This is a genomic window from Gemmatimonadota bacterium (genome assembly GCA_016714015.1).
GTDB lineage: Bacteria > Gemmatimonadota > Gemmatimonadetes > Gemmatimonadales > Gemmatimonadaceae > Pseudogemmatithrix.
In genome coordinates this window covers 570,645-588,376 of the sequence record JADJNZ010000004.1, presented here as the reverse complement: position 1 = coordinate 588,376, position 17,732 = coordinate 570,645, and the positions used below count along the sequence as shown (strand labels likewise).

The 17,732-nt window shown below is 70.0% G+C and carries 15 protein-coding genes; all 15 read right to left on the bottom strand.

Going from position 1 to position 17,732, the window contains the following annotated elements; all coding sequences use genetic code 11:
- Positions 1–59 precede the first annotated feature (59 nt).
- The gene (lpxK, locus tag IPJ78_09830) at positions 60–1,094 is read right to left on the bottom strand and encodes a tetraacyldisaccharide 4'-kinase (protein ID MBK7906848.1); all 1,035 of its coding nucleotides are present in this window, start codon (positions 1,092–1,094) and stop codon (positions 60–62) included.
- Positions 1,091–1,765: a lysophospholipid acyltransferase family protein gene (locus IPJ78_09825; protein MBK7906847.1), complete on the bottom strand. Its 675-nt coding sequence runs from the start codon at positions 1,763–1,765 to the stop codon at positions 1,091–1,093. The genes lpxK and IPJ78_09825 overlap by 4 nt, the downstream gene beginning before the upstream one ends.
- The gene (gene lpxB, locus IPJ78_09820; GenBank protein ID MBK7906846.1) at positions 1,762–2,868 is read right to left on the bottom strand and encodes a lipid-A-disaccharide synthase; all 1,107 of its coding nucleotides are present in this window, start codon (positions 2,866–2,868) and stop codon (positions 1,762–1,764) included. The genes IPJ78_09825 and lpxB overlap by 4 nt, the downstream gene beginning before the upstream one ends.
- On the bottom strand, positions 2,861–3,865 hold the full coding sequence (locus IPJ78_09815; protein MBK7906845.1) for a Gfo/Idh/MocA family oxidoreductase: 1,005 nt from the start codon (positions 3,863–3,865) through the stop codon (positions 2,861–2,863). The genes lpxB and IPJ78_09815 overlap by 8 nt, the downstream gene beginning before the upstream one ends.
- Positions 3,862–4,638, bottom strand: a complete 777-nt coding sequence (lpxA, locus tag IPJ78_09810) for an acyl-ACP--UDP-N-acetylglucosamine O-acyltransferase (GenBank protein ID MBK7906844.1) — start codon at positions 4,636–4,638, stop codon at positions 3,862–3,864. The genes IPJ78_09815 and lpxA overlap by 4 nt, the downstream gene beginning before the upstream one ends.
- Positions 4,635–5,915: a bifunctional UDP-3-O-[3-hydroxymyristoyl] N-acetylglucosamine deacetylase/3-hydroxyacyl-ACP dehydratase gene (locus IPJ78_09805; GenBank protein ID MBK7906843.1), complete on the bottom strand. Its 1,281-nt coding sequence runs from the start codon at positions 5,913–5,915 to the stop codon at positions 4,635–4,637. The genes lpxA and IPJ78_09805 overlap by 4 nt, the downstream gene beginning before the upstream one ends.
- Positions 5,912–6,955 (bottom strand): UDP-3-O-(3-hydroxymyristoyl)glucosamine N-acyltransferase, encoded by a 1,044-nt coding sequence (lpxD, locus tag IPJ78_09800; GenBank protein ID MBK7906842.1) that lies wholly within the window; start codon positions 6,953–6,955, stop codon positions 5,912–5,914. The genes IPJ78_09805 and lpxD overlap by 4 nt, the downstream gene beginning before the upstream one ends.
- 27 nt (positions 6,956–6,982) lie before the next feature.
- Entirely contained in the window at positions 6,983–7,597 is a 615-nt protein-coding gene (locus IPJ78_09795) for an OmpH family outer membrane protein (GenBank protein MBK7906841.1), read from the bottom strand.
- 16 nt (positions 7,598–7,613) lie between these two features.
- Entirely contained in the window at positions 7,614–10,031 is a 2,418-nt protein-coding gene (bamA, locus tag IPJ78_09790; protein MBK7906840.1) for an outer membrane protein assembly factor BamA, read from the bottom strand.
- 74 nt (positions 10,032–10,105) lie between these two features.
- The gene (locus IPJ78_09785; GenBank protein ID MBK7906839.1) at positions 10,106–12,598 is read right to left on the bottom strand and encodes an ATP-dependent Clp protease ATP-binding subunit; all 2,493 of its coding nucleotides are present in this window, start codon (positions 12,596–12,598) and stop codon (positions 10,106–10,108) included.
- A gap of 28 nt (positions 12,599–12,626) precedes the next feature.
- Complete coding sequence (locus IPJ78_09780; protein ID MBK7906838.1) at positions 12,627–13,718, bottom strand: ATP--guanido phosphotransferase; 1,092 nt, start codon at positions 13,716–13,718, stop codon at positions 12,627–12,629.
- A complete protein-coding gene (locus IPJ78_09775; protein ID MBK7906837.1) occupies positions 13,715–14,200 on the bottom strand; it encodes a UvrB/UvrC motif-containing protein in 486 nt (161 codons plus the stop codon). The genes IPJ78_09780 and IPJ78_09775 overlap by 4 nt, the downstream gene beginning before the upstream one ends.
- The gene (locus IPJ78_09770) at positions 14,200–14,955 is read right to left on the bottom strand and encodes an ABC transporter ATP-binding protein (GenBank protein MBK7906836.1); all 756 of its coding nucleotides are present in this window, start codon (positions 14,953–14,955) and stop codon (positions 14,200–14,202) included. Before IPJ78_09770 ends, IPJ78_09775 begins: the two co-directional genes overlap by 1 nt.
- Positions 14,952–16,208 carry an ABC transporter permease gene (locus tag IPJ78_09765; protein ID MBK7906835.1) on the bottom strand — a complete coding sequence of 419 codons (1,257 nt, stop codon included), beginning with the start codon at positions 16,206–16,208 and terminating at the stop codon, positions 14,952–14,954. The genes IPJ78_09770 and IPJ78_09765 overlap by 4 nt, the downstream gene beginning before the upstream one ends.
- Positions 16,208–17,731 (bottom strand): lysine--tRNA ligase, encoded by a 1,524-nt coding sequence (lysS, locus tag IPJ78_09760; protein ID MBK7906834.1) that lies wholly within the window; start codon positions 17,729–17,731, stop codon positions 16,208–16,210. The genes IPJ78_09765 and lysS overlap by 1 nt, the downstream gene beginning before the upstream one ends.
- Between the last annotated feature and the right edge of the window lies 1 nt (position 17,732).

Genomic DNA, 17,732 nt, shown 5'->3' with positions numbered 1-17,732 from the left:
GGATTCGGGCACTGAACCGGCGGGGGGCCGGCGATTGGGGTCGATGGAGCTGGACCGGGTCAGGAACGAGACGCGGTCACCAGCCGCTCGAGGAGGGCGTCCAGCGCCTCCGCCCCTCGCTCGACCGTGACCGCTTGGGAAAGATACCACAACGCCACACCGCCGCGAGGCCAGCGCGGGGCCAGCTTGACGGCGTCCTTGAGCGTGCAGACGAGCAGGTCCTGCCCCGCCGCGCGGGACGTGAGCCCCGTCACATCGGCCGCGGTGAACGCGTGGTGGTCGTCGAAATCGGCCGAGGTGACGCGGGCGCCGAGTGCGACCATCTGAGCCTCGAACGCCGCCGGCGCGCCGATGGCCGAGATCGCGAGCACGCGCGCGCCGTCGAGGGCGCCCAAGGGGAGCACCGCCGGCGCGTCATCCGCTCCGGCGAACCCCGCACCGGCGACGCGCACGAGGCCGTCCGGCGCGAGTGCGACCACCGCCTGGACCGCCGCCGGGGCCTCGCGCACATGCACGCGCAGCACCGACTCCGCGGTCGCGAGGTCAGCGGTCTTCCGCGTCACGACGACGGCCTGCGCGCGCCGTAGCGACCGGGGCCCCTCGCGGGACGGGCCCGCAGGGAGCAGGCGCGTCGGCCCGCCCTGCTCCGCCGCGACGAGCACGAGGTCCACGTCGCGCCGAGCCCGTCGGTGCTGGAAGGCGTCGTCGAGCACCAGCACCTGCGCCCCCTGCGCACGCGCCGTCGCGGCGCCACGCACGCGGTCGGGGTCGACCACGACCACCGCGCCCGGTGTGAGCCGGGCGTGCACCAGCGGCTCGTCGTTCCCATAGCCGCGTAGCACGATGGCGGGACGCAGCCCGCGCGCGAGGAGCCGCTGCGCGACCCACGAGGCGACCGGCGTCTTGCCCGTGCCGCCGACCGTCAGGTTGCCGATGCTGATGGACGGCAATCCCAGCGCGTGTGCCCTGAACACGCCATGGTCGTACGCCAGGTTCCGGATCGCCGTCACCGCGCCGTAGAGCCAAGCCAAGGGCAGCAGCGCGCGCGCGCCGAGCCCATCGCGCGCCCAGATGCGCTCGACCGCGTGGCTCACGGGGCCCCGGTCGGCGGCGCCGGCGCCGGGCCCATGCGCGCGATCAGCTCCTGCTTGGCCGCCTCGTCGGTCCCTGTCGCCACCCAAGGCTCGCCGTAGATCACCCGCACGCGCGCGAATGGCTTGGGGAGCTGGAAGCGGTCCCAGCTTCGGAAGTGCCACGCGCGCGAGCTCTCCGTGCGCATGGGGATGATGGGAACCCCGGACCGCTGCGACGCGATCAGGATGCCGCTCTGGGGGATCCCCGCCGGCCCACGCGGGCCGTCCGGGGTCAGCGCGAAGGCGCTGCCCTGCTCCAGCTCACGGATCATCGCGATGAGCGCCTCCTTGCCCCCGCGCGAGCTCGACCCGCGCACATGCCGGTACCCCCACCGCTGCATGATGCGCGTGATGATCTCGCCGTCACCGTGCTGGCTCACCATCGCGCAGACGCCGCGAAAGCGGTTCGCCCATATGTGCGTGATGAGCTGCCCGTGCCAGCTCGAGAGGATGTACGGCTTGCCTGAGGAGAAGAGCGCCTCGAAGGCCGGGTGCCGGTCCTCGCGCACGCGCCAGGTGTTGCCGAGCATCGTGATGAGGGGGAACCCGATGAGCGGACCCCAGCGCACCTTCCGCGCGTCCCGCTTGGCGCGCGCCTCGGCCTTCGCCGCCTCGGCTCTCGCGTCGCTCATCCCACCATCCCGGCCGCCATCTCGGCGACACGCATCGTCGCCCCCGGCTCGCCGAGCCGACGCCGGACCTCCGCGAGGCCGTCGACCATCGCGCGGCGCGCCGCGCTCGTGGGATCGAAGAGCGGGTCGAGCGCATCGGCGACCGGCACGGGCTGGAACGCGTCCTGGACGAACTCCGGTGCCACCGCGCGGCCGGCGACGATGTTGAGCAGGCCGATGTGCGGGATGCGCACGAGTCGCCGCGCGATGGCGTACGAGATGGGACTGGTACGATAGACGATGGCGCAGGGCGTGCCGGCCACGGCCGCTTCGAGCGTCGTCGTCCCGCTCTTGCAGAGGGCGACGTCGGCGGCGCGCAGCACGTCGAACGACTGCGACCGGACGAGCGGGAACGGTACCTCGTCGTCCCGCAGCTGGATCGTCGGCGCCACGCTCAGCACGACACGCAGGCCAGGGCGGCGTCGCTGCAGTTCGCGCGCGACGGCGACGAAGTCGGCGAGGTGCCGCCGGATCTCCTCCGCTCGGCTCCCCGGGAAGAGCGCGAGTACCCCACCTTCCGCCGGAAGCCCGAGCGAGGCGCGGGCGGAGGCGCGGGACGGCATCGCGACCGCCCGGTCGAGCAGCGGATGGCCGACGAAGGTCGCGTTCACGCCGGCCCCGCGGAGCAACGCCTCCTCGAAGGGGAGGATCACCGCGGCCTTGGTGAAGATGCGCGCCATCGTCCGCATGCGACCCGCGCGCCACGCCCAGACCTGCGGCGTGATGTAATACAGCACCGGAATGCCGCGCTCGTGCGCCGCAGCCGCGACGCGCATGTTGAAGCCCGGATAGTCGATGCACAGCACGAGCGCGACCCGACCGGTGTCGAGGCGCGCCTTGATCCGGCGCAGCAGACGCAGATGGGCCGGGATGTGCTTGATGACCTCCACGAACCCGACCACGCCCTCGTGCTCGACGAGCATCTCCACGCCGGCGGCGCGCATCCGCGTGCCGCCCGTTCCGACGAGCGCGAGATCCGGACGCAGGCCGTGCAGCCGCTCGGCCAGGATCGACCCGTGCAGGTCGCCCGAGGCCTCGCCGGCGAGGATCAGGATCTCACGCACCGCGGCCGGGCTGCAACGCGCCCACCGCGGGGCGGGACCGCTCGATGTCGGCGACGATCCGGAGCGCGACGGCGAGCGCATCGCGCCCCGCGCGGCCGCTCACCGCCACTTCCTGCTCGCCCCGCAGCGCGGCCACGAAGCTCTCGAGCTCCAGCCGCAACGGCTCCCCTTCCGGGGCGTCGATCGCGACTCGCTCGACGAACGCCTCGAGCGGCTGCGCGGTCTTCGCGAGCACCGCGAGGTCCACGTCGCCGCGCAGGCGGTACATCTCCCCGGTGCCGGCGGCGAGATCGAGGGAGAGGTAGCCGTTCCGCTGGAAGATGCGGAGCTTCCGCATCCGATCCTTCGAGACACGGCTCGACGTGATCGTCGCCACGGCACCCGTCGCGAAGGTGATGCGCGCATCGGCGATGTCGATCGACGGCGTGAGCACGCCGAGACCGGCCGCCGAGACGTCCTTCACCGGCGCGCCGGTGAGGGTCAGCACCAGGTCGATGTCGTGGATCATGAGGTCGAGCACGACGGCGACATCGGAACCGCGCGGGTTGAACGGCGCGAGCCGGTCGCTGTCGATGAAGAGCGGGTCCTTCACGTGCGGCAGCGCGGCGCGGATGGCGCGGTTGAACCGCTCGATGTGCCCGATCTGGATCCGCAGGCCGTTCCGCTCCGCGAGCGCGAGCAGCTCGTCGGCCTCGGCGAGCGTCACCGTGATCGGCTTCTCGATGAGCAGGTGCTTGCCCTTGGCGAGCGCCGCCATCGCGACCTCGTGATGCTTCGACGTCGGCACGACGATGGAGACCGCATCGACCTCGTCGAGCAGCGCGTCGAGCGACGGATACGCCCGCACGCCGAGTTCGCGCTGCACGGCGCCCGCGCGCTCCGGGTTGGCCTCGTAGAATCCCCGGAACGCCACGCCCGGGATCTCGCGCAGGATACGCGCGTGGTGGTAGCCGAGGCTGCCCGTGCCCACCACGCCGATGCGGAGGGGCTGGTTCATATCACGATCCCCCGGCCGCTCGCCTCGACGAAGGCGATGAAGGCCTTCACCTCGGGGAAGTCCTTGAGTTCCGTGGTCGCCTTCTCCATCGCCTGCGAGATGTTCATGTCCGACCGGAAGAAGAGCCGGTAGGCCTTCTTGAGCTCCGAGACGACCGGGTCGGGGAAGCCGCTGCGCTGGAGGCCGACCGAGTTGAGCCCGTAGAGCTTCACCGGGTTACCGACGGCCTTCACGTAGGGCGGGATGTCCTTCGCCACGCGGCTCATGCCGCCGACGAACGCATGGCGCCCGATCTTCGCGAACTGGTGCACCGCGCAGAGTCCCGAGATGATCGCCCGGTCGTCGATCTTCACGTGGCCCGCGAGCTGCGTCCCGTTCGAGATGATCACGCCGTCGCCGATGTGGCAGTCGTGTGCGAGGTGCACGTACGACATCAGGAAGCACCCCTTCCCGACCGTCGTCTTGAACGACTCGCTCGTGCCCCGGTTGATCGTCGCGTACTCGCGGATCGTCGTCCCCTCGCCGACCTCGACCGTGGTGACCTCGCCCTTGAACTTGAGGTCCTGTGGCCGGCCGCCGAGCACGCTGCCGACACCGACCGTCACCTTCGCCCCGAGGTGCACGTGCTCCTCGAGCGTCGCGCGCATCTGGATGACGGTGCCCGCACCGACCGTGCAGTGCGGACCGACGTACGCCCACGGCCCGACCTCGACGTCGTCCGCGAGCTGGGCGTCCGGGTGGACGACCGCGGTGGGATGGATGCGCGCGCTCATCGGTCGCGCACCACGGCCGCCATCTCGGCCTCGCACACCACGCCGTCGTCGACCTTCGCGACGCCCTTGATGCGGCAGACCGTGTTGCGCAGCTGGACGATGTCGACCTCGATGCGCACCTGGTCACCGGGCTTCACCGGCTTCCGGAACTTCACGTTGTCGAGCGACATGAAGTAGACGACCTTCGTCTCCGGGTCATCGACCGTCCCCATGAGCAGCACGCCCCCGACCTGCGCCATCGCCTCGACGATGAGCACGCCGGGCATGATCGGATGCCCCGGGAAGTGGCCCTGGAAGAAGGGTTCGTTGATCGTCACGTTCTTGATGCCGACGATCCGCTTCTTCTCCTCCATCTCCACGATCCGGTCCACCAGCAGGAACGGATAACGGTGAGGAAGGATCTTCATGATGTCCTCGATGCCCAGCACTCGTGCCTCCGATCGTTGTGGCAACGCATGCGCGAGCATCTCGCGCACCAGCGTCACGGTTCCGCGGTGACTCGGCTTGGTCGCCGTGATGCGCGCCGCGACGCGCATCCCTGCAAGGGCCAGATCGCCCACCACATCCATCGCCTTGTGCCGGACGAACTCGTCCGGCCACCGCAGCGTCGTACCCACCACCGCGCGCTCATCGAGCACGATCGTGTTCTCCGCCGACGCTCCCTGGATGAGCCCCTTCCCGCGCAGCTCCTCCACCCAGCTCAGCATCCCGAATGTGCGCGCGGGCGCGAGTTCGCGCGAGAAGACGTCGGGCGAGACCTTCCAGTGGCCGCGCTGGGCACCGATCGCCGGATGCGGGAAATCGATCGACACCTCGAGCTCCAGCGCCTCCGCCGGGTGCGCGACGTAGACGGATTCCCCATCCACCACGCGCACCGCCTCGCGCAGCCGGAGCACCGGCGCCTCGCCGGCATGCTCCAACGGCTCCGCGCCGAGCAGCGCCTGGCGGAACGGCTCGGCCGAGCCGTCCATGATCGGCGGCTCGGCCGCATCCATCTCGATCACGAGATCGTCGATCGCGAGGCCCGCGACCGCGGCGAGCACATGCTCGACCGTGTGCAGCGCGCCCTCCCCCGTGCCGAGCTGCGTGCGCCGTTCGGCCGCGATCGCCACCGACACCGAGGCGGGCGTCTCCGGCGCGCCGGCGAGGTCGGTGCGGCGGAAGCGGATGCCCGTGCCGGAGGCGGCCGGAGCGAACGTGAGCGTGCAGGGGCGGCCGAGGTGGAGGCCCACGCCCGAGACCGTCACCGCACGGCGGATCGTCCGGCGGGCGCTCACGAGCCCTCCTCGCGCGCCAGCAACGCCTCGAGCCGCTTGATCAGGTCCGGGAGCTTCGTCAGCGCCGCGTAGCCGCGCAGCGTCTCCCGCTGCGGCCGCGACGGGAACCCGCCCCAGGTCTCGCCCGCGGGCACGCTCTTGAGCACGCCCGACTGCGCCGTGATGATCGCCCGGTCGCCGATCGTGAGGTGGCCGGCCACCCCCACCTGGCCCGCGAGCATCACGCCATCGCCGATGCGCGAGCTGCCCGCGATCCCGACCCCCGCGGCGAAGAGGCACAGGCGCCCGATCCGGCAGTTGTGCGCGACATGGACGAGGTTGTCGAGCTTGCTCCCCGCCCCGATCTCGGTGTCGTCGATGCTGCCGCGGTCGATCGTGCTGTTCGCCCCGATCTCCACGTCGTCACCGATGATGCACCGCCCCACGTGCGGGAGCTTCTGGTGCGCGCCCTCGTGGAAGACGAAGCCGAACCCGTCGCTGCCGATGCGCACACCGGCATGCAGCAGGACCCGGGCCCCGATCCGCGCGCCATGATACAGCGTCACCTGGCTCACGAGGCGGGTATCGGCACCGACCGTCACGTCCTCGCCGATGACGCAGTGCGGACCGATCCAGCAGCCCTTGGCGATGGAGGCCCCTGGCCCGACGACGACGTAGGGCTCGATGCAGACATCCGGATCGACGCTCGCGGTCGGGTCGACGAGCGCGGTCGGATGCACGCCGGTGAACGGGCGCGCGGGCATCTTGTAGAAACGGGGCAGGAGCGCGAGGATCGCCTCTTGCGGTCGCGCGACGATGATGCGATTGCCGCAGGCCGAGGGCGTCTCGGCGAGCTCCGGCGTGACGAGCACCGCCGTCGCGCGCGTGTCCGTGAACAGCGCCGCGTACTTGCTCGAGGCGAGGAAGCTCAGCGCGCCCGGCCCGGCCCGGTCGAGCGAGGCGATCGCCCCGACGAGCGCCTCGCCGTCACCGACGACCGTCCCGCCGACGGCGCGGGCGACGTCGGCGAGGCGGAGGGCGGCGGGAGGCGCGGCGGACATCGGGGGTGGGGACCGATGCAGCGCCGGTTACGGCTTGCGGACCCCTGCCGGCTGCGAGACCGGACCCGCCGGCGCGGGACGCTGCGGGGCGGGCTGGGGGGCCGGGCGCGCCGCCGGGGCCGCCGTCTGCGTCCGGAGCCGCGCGATCACCTTGTCCGAGACATCGAGGTTCTTGTCCATCGCGACGATGGAGTTGCCCTGCGCGCTGATGTCGAAGATGAACGCGAGGCCGTCCGCGGCCCGCACCTCGTCGAGCGCCAGCTTCACCTGGTCGAACAGCGGCTGCATCGCGGCCGCCTGCTTCTCCTGCGCTTCCGTCTGGAGCGCCTGGAGCGTGTCGCGGTACTGGGCGTCATACGCCTGGAGCGCCGTGAAGCGCTTCGTGCGATCCTCCTGCGTCAGCGTCGCGGAGTCCTTCTCGAAGGCGGCGACCATGACGTTGAGCGAGTCGATCATCTTCTTCTCGCGCGCGCCCAGCGCCTCGATCTCGGTGCGCAGTCGCGCCTCGACCGCCGCGCGAGCCGGCATCTCCTGGAGGATCTTGCGCGTGTCGACGAAGCCGAAGCGCGCCTGGGCCGAGAGCGGCGCGGCGGCGACGAGGACGACGAGGGCGGCAAGGATGCCGCGCGAACGGACGTTCATGTGGTGCTCCGAGGGATTAGAAGATCTGGCCAAGCCGGAAGTGCAGCTGCCACCGGGGAGCCGGCAGGCCGTTCACGTCGCGGCGATCGAAACCGTACGCGTAGTCGATCCCCAGTGGACCGAGCGGCGTGACGGTGGACACACCGATGCCGGAACCGCGGAACAGGCGCGTGGGATCGAAGTCCCGCGCGCGCGCCCAGAGGTTGCCCGCATCGTAGAACACATTCACGTACACCGACTGGTTGAACCGCAGGCCCACCTCCGCCGTCGACGCGAAGAAGGCATTGCCGAACGACGCGCGTTGCGCGTTGAAAGTCCCGGTGCCGGCGAGATACCCCGTCGGCGTGATCGAGAACTCGGGGTAGCCGCGCAGCATCTCGCCGAACTGCACACCGCCGAGCGAGAACTGCTGCGACCAGAAGAAGTCCCCGGGGTCGCCGAAGACCGCGCCGGCCCGCGACGTGAGTCCGAAGGTCAGGCGCAGCGGCTGCGAACCCGGCTTCTTGCCGCCGAGGCGCGCCAGCACGGTGTACGAGCGGAACTCCGAGGTGTAGCGCTGATAGGTCGCCGAGCCGCCCAGCGGTCCGCCGTTGAACTGCGCACTCAGGCTCTGCAGCTGGCCCTCGGTCGCGAAGGGCATATCGAGGCGCGTGTCGCGGCTCACGTCGAGGCCGACCGTGCTGCGGATGCAACCGGCGCATGAGTTGGTCGAGATGGTGCCGAGCAGACCGTCCTGCCCGTATCGCACCGCCTCCATGCCGTAGGAGACGAAGACGCGCGTGAAGCGGCTCTGCGGGAACGGGAACCCCACCCGCACATTGCCGCCGGTGCGCGTCGTGCGTCCGAGGTCCGCGATGCGGAATCGTGCCTGCGAGCGATAGCCCGTCACCTGCGTCGAGATCAGAGACCCGCGCACCTGCGGGTCGGTGTACGAGGCGTTGAAGTCGTTGATGAACTGCCCGAACTGCCACTGCAGCGACCCGCGCTTGCACTTGCCGAACAGGTTCGGCTGCTCGAGGCCGATGAAGCCGCCGAGCCCCGTCCCCTGCCCGACCGACGCGCCGAAGTTCACGTTGCCCGTCCGCTTCTCCTTCACGCGGAAGATGATGTCGACGTCGCCAGCCTCGTTCGCCGGACGGACGTCGGGGAACGGCAACGGGCTCTCGAAGAAGCCGAGATTCGAGATACTGCGCCAGCTGCGGATCATCCGCTCCTGGTTGAAGACGTCGCCCGGGATGATGACGAGCTGGTCGCGGATGCAGTTCTCGACCGTGTAGTCGTTCCCGAGGATCTCGACCCGATTGATGATCGCCGGCGTGTTCTCGACGATGTCCCAGCGGAGCCGCACGTATCCGGCCGAGTCGGTGGGATCGCGCTCGACCACCGGGCGGATCTGCGCGTAGATGTAGCCTTCGTTGTTGTAGAGCGTGCTGACCGCCTGGGTCGCCTCCTCCCAGCGGGTCCGGTCGAACACGTTGGTCGCCGGCGGCCGGCGCTTCACGAGCGCCTGCGCACGCTCGGTGAGCGAGGGCGCGCGATCGGTGAACGGATAGAGCGCCGCGATCTGCTCGCTGGTGAAGCGACGGTTCCCCACCACCTCGAACTGCTTCACCCGGTACTGCTCCCCCTCGCGGATGTCGAGCTGGATCATGGCCTTTCCGCGCTCGCGATCCACCATCAGGGTGTCGCGATCGAGCTGGAAGTCGACGTAGCCGCGCTCGGCGAAGAGCTTCGGGATCCGCTCGCCGAGGTCGGTCGCGTACTTGTCCTCGTCGAACTCCCCCTTCCGGAAGAAGAGGAATCCCTCGGGGCGGGTCTTCATCGCTCCGACCACCTGTCCGTCCGAGACCGCGCGGTTGCCCTCGACCCGGATGCCGGAGATGGCAAGGCGCCGCCCCTCGTCCACGCGGAAGACGATCCCGATCCGGTCCGCGACGACGGTGGTCTCCGGCGTCACGCGCGCCAGATAGTAGCCGTTCGCCTGATAGAGCGAGTCAATGCGCTTCATCGCGAGGGCGACCTTGGCCGGGTCCACCGGACGGCCAAGGAGCAGTTCCACACGGTCCTGCACGGACCGGTTGCTGATCCGCTGCGGCCCCTGCACGTCCACCGAGGCCAGCAGGGGGCGCTCCTTCACCCCGATGACGAGGGTCGCGCCGGTCGGCCCGACGACATCGCACGTGATGTCGACCTCGTCGAAATCCCCCGTCGCGAACAGGTCGCGGATCGCCCGCTGGATGGAGGGGAAGTTCAAGGTGGTTCCCGTCACGATCCCGGAGGACGCGACGATGGCCTCACGGGAGACGCGCACCTGCCCCCGGACGTCGAGCGAGTCCGGGGTGAGGCAGCGGCCCGTGATGCCGGATTGGTCCTGCGCGGCCAGGGGCGCGGCCACCACGAGGGCGGCGAGCGCGAGGCTCGGAAGTCGAAGCATCCTTGGAATATACACGGTCGGGGCCGGACGGTTCAGTCCGGCCCCGGTGGCCGCAGGGAGGGTCTACGCGCGGCTCAGGCCTTGGGGGAGCTGGCCGGGACCCGGAACTCGAGCTTGGCGCCGTCCGCTGCGACGTCCACCGTGATCTCATCGCCGCGGCTGAACTCCGCGAGGAGGATCTTCTCCGAGAGGGGGTCCTCGATCCAGCGCTGGATGGCCCGCTTGAGGGGCCGCGCGCCGTAACTCACGTCATACCCGTGCTTCACCAGGAAGTCCACGGCCGGGTCGGTCAGCCGCAGCGTCAGCTCTTCGTCACCCAGCCGCTTCTGCACGTCCTTCAGCAGGATCGAGACGATCTGCGCGATGTGCTGGCGGTCGAGCGGGTGGAACACGATCACATCATCCAACCGGTTCAGGAACTCGGGGTTGAAGGCGTGCTGCAACTCCTCCTTCACCTTGTCCGCGATCCGGTCGAAGTTCTGCGTCACGTCCAGCGTGTTGCCGAACCCGAGGGTGCGGTTCTTCGTGATGTCCTTGGCGCCGACGTTCGACGTCATGATCACGACCGTGTTCTTGAAGTCGATCACGCGGCCGTAGTTGTCGGTCAGGTGCCCCTCATCCAGCACCTGGAGCAGGATGTTGAAGACATCCGGGTGCGCCTTCTCGATCTCGTCGAGCAGGATCACGCTGTACGGCTTGCGGCGCACCGCCTTGGTGAGCGTGCCCGAGTCCTCGTAACCCACGTACCCCGGCGGTGCGCCGATGAGCCGCGAGACCGAGAACTTCTCCATGTACTCGCTCATGTCCACGCGGATGAGCGCCGAGGCGTCGGCGAAGAGGAACTTCGCGAGCGCACGAGCGAGTTCGGTCTTGCCGACGCCGGTGGGCCCCGAGAAGATGAACGAGCCGATCGGTCGCCGCGGGTCCTTGAGCCCGGCGCGGCTGCGGCGGATCGCCTTGGCGATCGCCTTGATCGCGTCCTCCTGCGCCACCACCTGCGTGTGGAGCTCCTCCTCCATCCGCAGCAGGCGCGCCGTCTCCGCCTCCTGCAGTCGCGTCACCGGGATCCCCGTCCAGCGGCTGACGATGAACGCGATCTCCTCCTCCCCGAGCACCGGGCGCAGCGAGAGCCGCTTCTGCTCCCACTCCTCCTGGCGCGCGCGGATCTGGCCCTGGAGCTCGCGCTCCGTATCGCGCAGCGCCGCCGCGCGCTCGAAGTTCTGGTCCCGAACCGCCGCGTCCTTCTCGGCGTTCACCTTCTCCAACTGCGTCTTGAGGTCGGCCACCTCCGGCGGCGGCACCTGTGCCGCGAGCCGCGCTCGCGCCCCCGCCTCGTCGATCACGTCGATCGCCTTGTCGGGCAGGAACCGGTCGGTGATGTAGCGCTCGGAGAGCTTCGCCGCGATGGCGAGCGTCTCGTCCGGGATCGTCACGCGATGGTGGTCCTCGTACTTCGCGCGCAGGCCCTTCAGGATCTCCACCGTCTCGTCGATCGAGGGCGGATCCACGACGACCGTCTGGAAGCGGCGCTCGAGCGCCCCGTCCTTCTCGATGTACTTGCGGTACTCATTGAGCGTCGAGGCACCGACGCACTGCAGTTCGCCGCGCGCAAGCGCCGGCTTGAGCATGTTGCTCGCGTCGATCGCGCCTTCGGCCGCGCCCGCGCCGACCAGCGTGTGCAACTCGTCGATGAAGAGGATGATCTGCTTGTTCTGCGCGATCTCGTTCATCACCGCCTTGAGCCGCTCCTCGAACTGGCCGCGGTACTTGGTCCCCGCGATCACCGCCGCCATGTCGAGCGACAGCACCCGATGGTCGCGCAACGAGTCCGGGCAGGTGTTGTTCGCGATCATCTGGGCAAGGCCCTCGACGATCGCCGTCTTGCCCACGCCAGGCTCGCCGATGAGGACCGGATTGTTCTTCTTCCGGCGCGAGAGCACCTCCATCACGCGCTCGATCTCCTTGAAGCGCCCGATCGTCGGATCGAGCTGCCCCTCGGACGCGAGTGTCGTCAGGTCACGGCAGAAATGGTCGAGCGCGGGCGTCTTGGACTTCTTCTCGCCCTTCGCGACCGCCGGCGCGGGCGGAGTGCCGGGCGCGGCCGGCGTCCCGCCCTGCGGCATCTCGGTACCGAGCAGGCGCAGCGTCTCCGCACGCGCCGCCTCGAGGTTCACCCCCGCCTCCGTCAGCACCTGCGCGGCGATCCCCTTCTCCTCGCGCAGCAGCCCGAGCAGCAGGTGCTCCGTGCCGACGTACGAGTGGTTCAACTCACGCGCTTCGCCCATGGCGAGCTCGAGCACCTTCTTCGCCCGCGACGTGTACGGGAGGTCCGGGCCGGAGGCCTGCGCCGCCTTCCCCTTCTTCACCGTGTCCTCGATCTTCTGCTGGATCTCCTCGAGGTCGACGCTGAGGTTGTTCAGCACCGCGGCCGCCACCCCCTCGCCCTCGCGGATGAGGCCGAGCAGGATGTGCTCGGTGCCGACGTACTCGTGATGCAGCCGTGCGGCTTCCTCGCGCGCCATCGCCAGGACCTTCCGCACCCGCTCCGTGAAGTTGTACCCGTTCATCGCTGGCCTCGATTCCTCGCCCGGCGGGTCAGCCGGGCAGCTTCGCTTCGTTGGCGAGCACCGTGCGCACGTACTTGGCCCGCGCCAGGTTCGCCTCGCCGTCGGTGAGCGCGCGCCCCTCTGCCTGGGCGAGATGCGCCGACTGGCTGAAGATCAGGAGCTTGTTGAGCGTGTATACACTGAGCCCGGGGATCAGGTTCAGCCCAGCGGCCAGCCGTACCCCGCTCAGCAGGTTCATCGCCTCGTCCGCTGGCAGGTTGCGCGCGTGCCGGAGCGTCCCGAACGCCCGCCACAACTTGTCCTCGATAATATAACCCGCGTCGCGCAACAGGACACGACGGGCCTCCTCCTCCCGCTCGATCACGCGCCGCACGACTCGGACCAGCTGGTCCGCGAGATCCGCCTCGGCGCGCCCGAGCGTCGTCTGGTTCGAGATCTGGAAGAAGTTGCCGAGGACGTCGCTCCCCTCACCGTAGAGCCCGCGATAGGTCAGCCCCATGTGCTGCAGCCCCTGCAGCACCTTGCCGATCTCCTGCGTGAGCACGAGCCCCGGCAGGTGGATGAGCACCGACGCCCGCATCCCCGTTCCCGTGTTCGTCGGGCACGCGGTCAGGAAGCCGAACTCCTTGTGCCAGGCATAGGGCAACTCGGCACCGAGCTCCTGATCGATCCGCTCCGCCTCGCGCAGCGCCCCGGGGATGTCGAACCCGGATCGGAACACCTGCAGTCGCAGATGGTCCTCCTCGTTCACCATCAGGCCCGCCTCGCCCGTGAGCAGCACGGCCCCGGCCCCGGTCGCCATCACCCCCTGCTGCCGGTCCAGCCCGGCCAACTCGCGGCTGACGAGATGTCGCTCGTGCAGCAGCAGCCGCTCCTGCGCGGTGCACTCGTCCACGCGCACGAGCGCCGCTGATCGCAGGGACGCCGACCGCGACGCGGCATCGCGCAGCTGGTGCAGGACCCGCAACCGCTCCCCCTCGCGCGCGCGCGTCGGGAACGCGAAGCCGGCGATGTTCCGCGCGAGCCGGATCCGCGACGAGAGTACGATCCCGGCATGCTCCCCCGACGCGGTGAGCCAGTGCAGGCCGCCATCCGGGATGAGGCTCAGGTCGAGCGTCACTCGAGCCCCCGGATCTCGTCCCGCAACGTCGCCGCCGCCTCGAACGCCTCGTCCGCCACTGCCTTCTGCAGCCGGACCCGGAGGTCCTGCAGCTTGAGGTCGCGCGTCATGATCCCCGGATCGCGCGGGGCGTACTCCCAGCCCTGGTGCCGCGTCGACCCGTGCACCCGCCGCAGCAGCTCGCGCAGGCTCTGCTCGAAGGCGCCGTAGCAGTGGGCGCAGCCGAGCCGCCCGCTCGCGCGGAAGTCGCGCAGCGACGTGCCGCAGTAGGCGCACCGCGCCGCATCCCCGGGCATCTGCGCCGCCTGCTGCTGGACCGCGTGCAGGAAATCCCCCAAGGGGTGCTTCGGCTCCGGCGCCGCCGTCTCGATCCCGCGCTCCGCCGCGCAGCGCTCGCACAGATGCACGTGCGTCACCGCGTTCTCGACGATCTGCGTGAGGTGCACCCGCGCCTCGAGCTCCTTGCACTGCTCGCAGATCATCAGACGCCCCCCGCCGACGCGAGCGCGGGCGCGAGGCGCCCATCCTCGAGGTGGAGCACGCGCGACGCGCGCGCCGCGAGCGAGCGATTGTGCGTCACCACCACGAGCCCGACCGACATCTCCGCCGTCAGCTCCGCGAAGAGGTCATGCAGGCGCTCGGCGTTCTGGTGGTCCAGGTTCCCCGAGGGCTCATCGGCCAGCAGCAGTGGCGGCCGCGCCGCGAGCGCGCGCGCGACCGCGGCGCGCTGCTGCTCGCCGCCCGAGAGCTCCGCCGGACGGTGCTGCATGCGCGCGCCGAGCCCCACGCGCACCAACAATGCTTCGGCGCGCGCCCGGGCCTCGTCGATCGGCATCGCCGCGATCCGCAGCGGCATCATCACGTTCTCCAGCGCCGAGAACTCCTTCAGGAGATGGTGGAACTGGAAGACGAATCCCACCGTGCGGTTCCGAAGTTCCGCGAGGGCCTCGTCGGTCGCGGACCGCGTGGCCAGGCCACCCAGACGCACCTCGCCCGCGTCCGGCCGGTCGAGCGCGCCCAGCACGTGGAGGAAGGTGCTCTTCCCCGCACCGCTCGCGCCGACGACCGCGACCATCTCGCCTCGGGAGACCGTCAGGTCCACGCCCGCGAGGACCTGGATCCGCGCGCCGTCGCCGCCACGGTAGGCCTTCTCGACGCCCACGGCCTCGAGGACGGGTGGGAGCGCCGGTGCCGCGGTCGACTCCGCCACCGCCGGGGGGATCGGGGCGCCGGTCATTCGCTGCGGATCGCCTCGATCGGGTAAAGCTTGGCCGCCGACGCCGCGGGATGCAGCGTCGCCAGCACCGCCACCGCGACGCTGAGCACCGCGATGAGCGCGATGTCGCCCGCGTCGAGCAGGACCGGCAGATGGTCGATGAAGTACACCGAGGGGTCGAGATAGATCAGCCGACCCTTCTCGATCGCCAGGCCGGTCGTCACGCCGAGCGCGAGACCGAGGCCGGTACCGAGGACACCGATGAAGAGCCCCTGCAGCAGGAAGATCGCGCGCACCGATTCGGCGCGGAGCCCCATCGCCTTGAGGATCCCGATCTCGCGCGTCTTGTCGCGCACGACCATCGTCAGCGTGCTCACGATGTTGAACGCGGCCACCATGATGATGAGGCCGAGGATCACGGACATCCCGAGCTTCTCCAGCTTGAGCGCGCGGAAAAGCGAGCTGTTCTGCTGCTGCCAGTCCCGCGTCCAGTACGACGGCCCCATCGCGGAGTCGATCCGTGCGGCCACGGCGGGCGCCGCCCACCGGTCCGCCGTGCGCACCTCGATCCCCGTCACCCCATCGCCGAGACCGGCGAACTCGCGCGCGAGCTCGAGGTCGACGTAGACGTAGGCGTTGTCGTACTCGAACATCCCCGTCTCGAAGATCCCGGTGATCTCGAACTCGTAGAAGCGCGGGATGATCGCGCCGAGCAGCGGATTCACCTCGCCGCCGGATGCCGTCACGAGTCGAAGCGTCTGCCCGGGCACGGCGTTCAGTCGGCTGGCCAGGAGCGCACCGAGCACCGCCCCGCGCCGCTGGCCGTCGGGCGTGTCGAAGGAGAAGTCCCCGACCTTCGCGTGGTCGCGGATCGTGGTCACCTGCGGCGACCCCGAGTCGCCGGGGATGACCCCGGCGACGGTGACCGCCTCGGTGTAGGTGGTCCCGCTCGTCGCGAGCCCCTGGTGCACCACGAACGGCGCGGCGTCGAGGACGCCAGGGACGGCTCGCACGCGCGCGAGCGCCGTTTCCCACTCCAGCATCCGGAGCTCCGGGCCGTACGTGTGGACGCGGATGTCGGGGCTCCCCACGAGGATCTTCTCGCGCAGGTCGTTCTGCAGACCGTTCATCACGCCCATGATGACCACGAGCGCACTCACTCCCACCACCACGCCCGCGACCGCGATCACCGAGATGAACGACAGCAGGCGCGACCCGCGTCGACTCCGCAGGTAGCGCCAGGCGATCGACAGCTCGAGCCGCGAGACGGCCATCACTCGGGGCGCATGAGCGGGAAGAGGATCACGTCGCGGATGTGCGGCGTGTCCGTGAGGTACATGAAGAGACGGTCGAGGCCGATCCCAACCCCGCCCATCGGCGGCATGCCGTACTCCATCGCGCGGAGATAGTCTTCGTCCACGCTCGTTGCCTCCTCGTCGCCCGCCGCCTTCAGCCGGGCCTGTGCCTCGAACCGCGCCCGCTGGTCAAGCGGGTCGTTGAGCTCCGAGAAGGCGTTCGCGACCTCCTTCCCCTTCGCGAAGAGCTCGAACCGCTCGGTGAGCCCGGGCTTGGTCCGATGCGGCTTCGCGAGCGGCGACAGCTCGACCGGGTAGTCCACGACGAACGTCGGCGTCTCGATCCGCGACTCGACATGGAACTGGAACAACTCGTCCATGAGCTTCGGTCGCGAGAGCTTCCGGCTGTCGTGCACTCCCGCCCGCTCCGCCGCCTTGCGCAGCTCGTCGTCCGAGAGCTGCGTGACGTCCGCCACTCCGAGCGCCTGGGAGAGCGAAGGGAGCCATTCGATCCGCGGGAACGGCGTCTGGAAGAACGGCACGGGGGCCGCCTCGCTCCCATCCATGCGGGTGCGCGGCTCCGTGCCAAGCACGTCGCGCACCGCCGCCGCGGCGGTGATCAGCAGCTGTTCCACCCGACCCATCATGACCGTGTAGTCCGCGTACGCCTCGTAGAACTCCAGCATCGTGAACTCCGGATTGTGCGTCCGGTCGATGCCCTCGTTGCGGAAATCGTGGCCGATCTCGTAGACGCGGTCGAAGCCCCCGACCACGAGCCGCTTGAGATACAGCTCGTCCGCGATGCGCAGGAAGAGCGGCATGTCGAGCGCGTTGTGATGCGTCGTGAACGGCTTCGCCGCCGCGCCGCCGTAGAGCGGCTGAAGCACCGGCGTCTCGACCTCGAGGTACTGCAACTCGTCGAGCGCGCGGCGGATCGCCGTCGTCATCCGCGACCGGGCCGCGAAGTGACGCCGGACCTCCGGATGCACCGCGAGGTCCGCGTAGCGCTGCCGCGATCGTTGTTCGCCGTCGGAGAAGCCCGAGTGCCGAACGGTCCGTCCGTCGACCTGCTCCTCCTTGCCATACGGGAGCGGCCGGAGCGACTTCGCGAGGAGCTCCACCCGGTCCACGCGCACGGTCACCTCGCCCGTGCGCGTGCGGAACAGCGGTCCGTGCACGCCGATCACGTCGCCGAGGTCGAAGTGGGCGAGCATCGCGAAGACCTCATCCCCCAGCGCGTCCTTGCGGAAGTAGAGCTGGATGCGCCCGGTGTCGTCGGCGAGGTGCGCGAAGATGGTCTTGCCATGACCGCGCCACGCCACGATGCGGCCGGCGATCCGCACCGCCGGGCCCTCCTCCGCTCCCTCGGGAAGCAGGGTGCTCGCCGGCCCGCACCCGTGCGTCCGGTCGAAGCCGTAAGCGAACGGCGCCACCCCCGCGGCCTGGAGGGCCGCGAGCTTCTCGCGCCGTGCCTGCATCACGAAGTTCAGTTCGTCGCTCATC

Bases quoted from the DNA above. Each gene is read 5' to 3' on its own strand.
- IPJ78_09815 (MBK7906845.1), bottom strand. From the start codon at position 3,865: ATGAACCAGCCCCTCCGCATCGGCGTGGTGGGCACGGGCAGCCTCGGC.
- lpxA (MBK7906844.1), bottom strand. From the start codon at position 4,638: ATGAGCGCGCGCATCCATCCCACCGCGGTCGTCCACCCGGACGCCCAG.
- IPJ78_09770 (MBK7906836.1), bottom strand. From the start codon at position 14,955: ATGACCGGCGCCCCGATCCCCCCGGCGGTGGCGGAGTCGACCGCGGCA.
- IPJ78_09795 (MBK7906841.1), bottom strand. From the start codon at position 7,597: ATGAACGTCCGTTCGCGCGGCATCCTTGCCGCCCTCGTCGTCCTCGTC.
- lpxD (MBK7906842.1), bottom strand. From the start codon at position 6,955: ATGTCCGCCGCGCCTCCCGCCGCCCTCCGCCTCGCCGACGTCGCCCGC.
- IPJ78_09765 (MBK7906835.1), bottom strand. From the start codon at position 16,208: ATGGCCGTCTCGCGGCTCGAGCTGTCGATCGCCTGGCGCTACCTGCGG.
- bamA (MBK7906840.1), bottom strand. From the start codon at position 10,031: ATGCTTCGACTTCCGAGCCTCGCGCTCGCCGCCCTCGTGGTGGCCGCG.
- IPJ78_09825 (MBK7906847.1), bottom strand. From the start codon at position 1,765: ATGAGCGACGCGAGAGCCGAGGCGGCGAAGGCCGAGGCGCGCGCCAAG.
- IPJ78_09775 (MBK7906837.1), bottom strand. From the start codon at position 14,200: ATGATCTGCGAGCAGTGCAAGGAGCTCGAGGCGCGGGTGCACCTCACG.
- lysS (MBK7906834.1), bottom strand. From the start codon at position 17,731: ATGAGCGACGAACTGAACTTCGTGATGCAGGCACGGCGCGAGAAGCTC.
- IPJ78_09785 (MBK7906839.1), bottom strand. From the start codon at position 12,598: ATGAACGGGTACAACTTCACGGAGCGGGTGCGGAAGGTCCTGGCGATG.